General features: G+C 48.8%; 5 protein-coding genes. 4 read left to right on the top strand and 1 reads right to left on the bottom strand.

Translation table 11 applies throughout. The annotated features are described in order from the left end of the window. The first annotated feature begins 259 nt into the window (after window positions 1-259). The 3 genes from FD07_RS11620 (at window position 260) to FD07_RS11610 (ending at window position 2712) form a co-directional block, all read left to right on the top strand. Window positions 260-652 (top strand): cytidine deaminase, encoded by a 393-nt coding sequence (locus FD07_RS11620; protein WP_020090477.1) that lies wholly within the window; start codon window positions 260-262, stop codon window positions 650-652. Window positions 653-898: 246 nt separating this feature from the next. Beyond that, window positions 899-1249: a PadR family transcriptional regulator gene (locus tag FD07_RS11615; RefSeq protein WP_020090476.1), complete on the top strand. Its 351-nt coding sequence runs from the start codon at window positions 899-901 to the stop codon at window positions 1247-1249. A gap of 2 nt (window positions 1250-1251) precedes the next feature. After that, window positions 1252-2712: a DUF4097 family beta strand repeat-containing protein gene (locus FD07_RS11610; protein WP_020090475.1), complete on the top strand. Its 1461-nt coding sequence runs from the start codon at window positions 1252-1254 to the stop codon at window positions 2710-2712. Between the two features lie 426 nt (window positions 2713-3138). Here the strand turns inward: FD07_RS11610 and FD07_RS11605 are convergent, their stop codons facing one another. After that, a complete protein-coding gene (locus tag FD07_RS11605; protein WP_020090474.1) occupies window positions 3139-3384 on the bottom strand; it encodes a hypothetical protein in 246 nt (81 codons plus the stop codon). Between the two features lie 252 nt (window positions 3385-3636). Between FD07_RS11605 and FD07_RS11600 the strand changes: the two genes are divergently transcribed. Then, the gene (locus FD07_RS11600) at window positions 3637-4179 is read left to right on the top strand and encodes a MarR family winged helix-turn-helix transcriptional regulator (RefSeq protein WP_020090473.1); all 543 of its coding nucleotides are present in this window, start codon (window positions 3637-3639) and stop codon (window positions 4177-4179) included. The last annotated feature ends 93 nt before the right edge of the window (window positions 4180-4272 follow it).

The raw sequence follows: 4272 nt of genomic DNA, 5'->3' as shown, positions 1-4272 counted from the left end.
TGGATAAGTTCTATTCGTAGGCTAGCACTGTATCTAAGCAAATTGTGGTCACCATGCCGTGGGGTATGGTTCTCACAAACGTCCGTTTTTAAACGGGCGTGGCTGACTGATTCTAGTCTACCATGAGTCACCGCATCTATTGCCAATTTAGTCAAAAGTTAAAGAATTCCCTAGAAATTTCGTTCAAATGGTAGCGCTTTCTTTGAAACTATGCAACAATTAAGAGGCATCAATAGACACATGCTAAGGAGGAAACACTATGGCAGAGCTAGAAGAATTATTGCAAGTGGCTACCGACATGTTGGATCGTGCCTACACCCCATATTCTCATTTTCAGGTAGGGGCTGCAGCGGTTGGTGCCAGCGGTAAGGTTTACGGTGGCTGTAATATTGAAAATGCGGCGTATGGTGCAACGAATTGTGCCGAACGGACGGCTATTTTCTCAGGGATTGCCGCTGGGGAGAAACGGTTCACCGCGCTATTGGTTACTGGCAATACCGAGGGTCCGATTGCGCCGTGTGGTTCATGCCGACAAGTGATCAGTGAGTTCTTTGACCAGGACGCTGTCATCTACCTGACCAATCAGAAGGGGTCCTTAGCCGAAACGACGGTAGCGGGACTCTTACCAGGGGCCTTTCTAGAGTTGAAGTAGTAAAACGTTTTGTTACATACGGGCTGGGATGAAAAATCTCAGCCCTTTTTGGGTTGCCGGTGAGTTTGTATGGGATAGGCATTGTAGTTTTGAGTGGCGACAATCCCTGGTAGCACGCGGAATTCTTGAGAATGGTGGTTGTTAAAGCGGGTAGCCACACTACTATTTTAGATAAATTACTTTGACACACATAGTAGTGTGTGATACATTAGACCCAATCAAGAAAACGCGAAAGGAAGTGGCAACATGGCTGAGGTGATCTCCAAAGATTTAATCCGGGGCCATACGGATACGATTGTTCTGAATATTTTGCAACAAGGTGATAGTTACGGGTATCAGGTGGCCAAACGGGTGCGTGAACTCAGTCAGGGCCATTACGAATTGAATGAGGCCACGCTCTACACGGTGTTCCGTCGGCTGGAGAAGAATGGTGCGCTGACCGATTACTGGGGCGATGAAACGCAGGGGTCGCGGCGAAAATACTATCACGTCACGACGACCGGCCAAGAGATGTTGGCAGAGAAAAAAACCGCTTGGGAGTTTGCTAAGCCAATTATTGATGAATTGATTACGGGTCAGATTACCGAGGAGGACTAAACATGGACGATATTACAATGGAGATTCGCACGCGGTTGGATCAGCTGTTCAGCCAATACCAACCATCCCGCGCATTAACGGAATTAAAAGAAGAACTAGTTGGCGACTTGACCGAAGCCGTCACCGACAAGATCAACCAAGGCATGACGGCGACCAAAGCCATTGATGAGGCCATGAGCCAACTCGGTGATATCGACAGTCTTCTCAAGGAAGTTGCTGCTGAGAATGCCGCGCAAGCTAATGATCAGGCGGACGATTCCCAGCAGGTTGACACGGCCACGGATGATGCAGGCGCGGATGCCAACGCTAAGACGGGTGAACATAGTCACTCGCACGTGCAGATTGGCAAGCTCCACATCACCGATGACCAGGTGACCTGGGGTGATCACGTGGTCGTCGATGGTGGTGACAAGGTTGATTTGGGCAAATTGGTTCAAGTCGATGGGGACCACGTTTCAGTCGGCAATGGCTTCATTGACGTGGATGGCGACGATGTCAAAATTAACGGTGAGCGACCACAGCGGGCCTACGTGGGGTCACTCAAGCTCGTCAATACGCAGTCCTTTGCGGTGACCGATGTGTCGGAAGTGGTGATTGACTATCCCGATGCCGCGGTCAAGATTGGCCAGGCGAGTGCTTCCGAAATCGTGGTCAACGAGTACATGAGCCGAGACAGCGAACGGTTCTTCCTGCGCAGTAAGCAGTACGGTTCTCAATTGGAATTGCGTCAGGGTGACCGGCCACGGTTATGGCCACTGCACGTGCGGACGGAGATCTTTATTCCTAGCACGCTGAAGGGCAGTGTCCGGGTTCATGCTGGCAATGGTAGCCTGGAGGTCAGTGATCTGCGGTCGAACACCGATTTTGAGATTCATGCGACTAATGGGGCCATTCGCGCATTTAACAATCAAGTTATGAACTTTGACGTGCAGGCTACGAATGGTTCGGTCCGGCTTAATCAGATGGCGGCGCTCGACTACCGCATCGTTAGCACGAACGGGTCAGTCACGGTCGATGATGCCCAGGGAACCGGGAAAATCGAGTCGACAAACGGGGCGATTCGCCTGACGAACCACGCGGGGGATGCGACCCTGAACTCCCGCAACGGGGCGATTAAGGTTAGCGGCTTTACTGGGAAACTGGCAAGCCGCAGCCGCAACGGGGCCATTCGTGTTCAGAATCTATCTGGCGGTGGTCGTCTGAGTTCCGGTAACGGGCGGGTCAGTGTGCAGGTCAGTGACCTGACTAGCGATTTGGAAATTACCGGGAATGGTAGCGCTGAGATTGAGCTGGCCAATGAAGCCTACAACTTCGACGTGCGCAACGATGACGGGACGGTGCGGGTTCCCCGCGTAGCCCAACTGACGCTGGATGACAGTCACCATAAGATTGGCGCAGTTGGTGAAGCACCGACCGCAACGGTTAAAGTTGATACGGTTCACGGTAGCGTTCGTGTGGAATAGCACGTCATTCCGGCGGTAGCGTTCGGCAGAGGCGGTGCTAATAGACCGTTCTGTGATGACTGTTCGCAATCAAAATAACTAAAAGAATCCCCCTATACCATCGGCGACTGCTAATGGTATAGGGGGACTTTATGTTTTAGGGTAATATTTTTGGATTGAGGCGGTTGAACCCCATCAATGAATCAAAGTATGCAAAATTAAAAATGTGACCAGCCAGATTAAAGTGGTGCACAATTAAATGATGATTGCGCGGTATAATCAAGGGGGTTCTACGGTGAATTTTGCCGTAATTTAGGTTTTAAAAAGTAGCGAAAAAGCCGGTTAAAAGCAGAAAAGACAGCGTTTTCGACAAATTGTAAACAAAATCCCAACAATTTATTAAAAAAAGGTTTATTTTTTAGTCGAGAGAGGCGATACTAGAGGGAGTTACTGTGCGGTAGAATCATAGAGATACCACCAAGATTGAAATTGGTGTAGTTTGACCTGACTGATCTGAGTTAGGGGAATCTCGCGGGAACGGCCAGCGGCCAGTCCCAAATAGACGGTCGCCGGTGAAATGAAATCGACGGTTCCCGTATAAGTAATGTTATGAACGTTGATTGTAGTAATTTGATTTCTTTGGTAAGCAGTTTGGAGTAGTTGCTTAATTTGCTGGTGCGCCTGGCTAAGCATGGTCATCACGTCCTTGATTAAATGATTAGTTCTATTATAGAACGTGTGTTCGATTTTGGGAACCTCTAAAAATAATTTTATTGGATAAGATGGTTTGATAGTGAAATATAAGTAGGGTTATCCACTTTTTTCATATTGACCGGTGACGGGACTATAATTTTCGACTAAAATTAAGACCCGTGGGCTGTACGCAAATTAGGACGTTAATAGGCAGCGCCCGGCGCTGAAACTAGAAGGAGTAATGGATTTATAATGACAGAGACGACGAATGACAACGTAACGGAAGCAGAATTGAAGAAAGAGTTTGACGATCTATACATGCACATCTTCAAGTATATCGGGGATTTCGTTTCAATTCCGACGCAAAAGTACAATCTGACCTTTGAAGCCTTCATGGTGATGGAAAACGTTGCCCGGAGTAAGAATGGGCAAACGCTGGTTGAACTTGCCAAATTAGAAGGCGTCTCCAAGAGCGCTATCGCTCGCCAGGTCAACGTATTGCTGAAGGAAAACTACGTTATGCAAAAAGTAGATCCTAATGACCGTCGGGTAAAATACATCACGTTAACGGCTGCTGGAAGTCGGGTTCAACGGAACTTGGCCCAAGCCACTGACGAACGGTTCCACCGCTGGTTAGGCTTCTTCGGTAAGGATGAAGCGGAACACTTCATCAAGGTCTTACACCAAGCAAATGACCGTGCGGTTGCCGCAGGTTTTGTGGGCTTTGACAGCTTACATGACAAGCGTCGCAACTCAAACCGCGGCCGGACACACGGCGGCCGAACTAGTGACTAATTTTAATGCAAACGAATAGACAGTACGAGGCAGGCAAGGTGGCCTGGGTCGTGCTGTCTTTTTTGTGTAAGAGAGTGAAGCAAGCCGTTTAGA

Source organism: Levilactobacillus parabrevis ATCC 53295 (assembly GCF_001434055.1).
Classification (GTDB): Bacteria; Bacillota; Bacilli; order Lactobacillales; family Lactobacillaceae; genus Levilactobacillus; species Levilactobacillus parabrevis.
The sequence above is the reverse complement of the archived record's forward strand: the minus strand, read 5'-3'. Positions and strand labels throughout refer to the sequence as shown.

What these genes read in the sequence shown, in the direction of transcription:
- FD07_RS11620 (WP_020090477.1), top strand. Translation starts at nt 260, where the DNA reads ATGGCAGAGCTAGAAGAATTATTGCAAGTGGCTACCGACATGTTGGAT.
- FD07_RS11615 (WP_020090476.1), top strand. Translation starts at nt 899, where the DNA reads ATGGCTGAGGTGATCTCCAAAGATTTAATCCGGGGCCATACGGATACG.
- FD07_RS11610 (WP_020090475.1), top strand. Translation starts at nt 1,252, where the DNA reads ATGGACGATATTACAATGGAGATTCGCACGCGGTTGGATCAGCTGTTC.
- FD07_RS11605 (WP_020090474.1), bottom strand. Translation starts at nt 3,384, where the DNA reads ATGCTTAGCCAGGCGCACCAGCAAATTAAGCAACTACTCCAAACTGCT.
- FD07_RS11600 (WP_020090473.1), top strand. Translation starts at nt 3,637, where the DNA reads ATGACAGAGACGACGAATGACAACGTAACGGAAGCAGAATTGAAGAAA.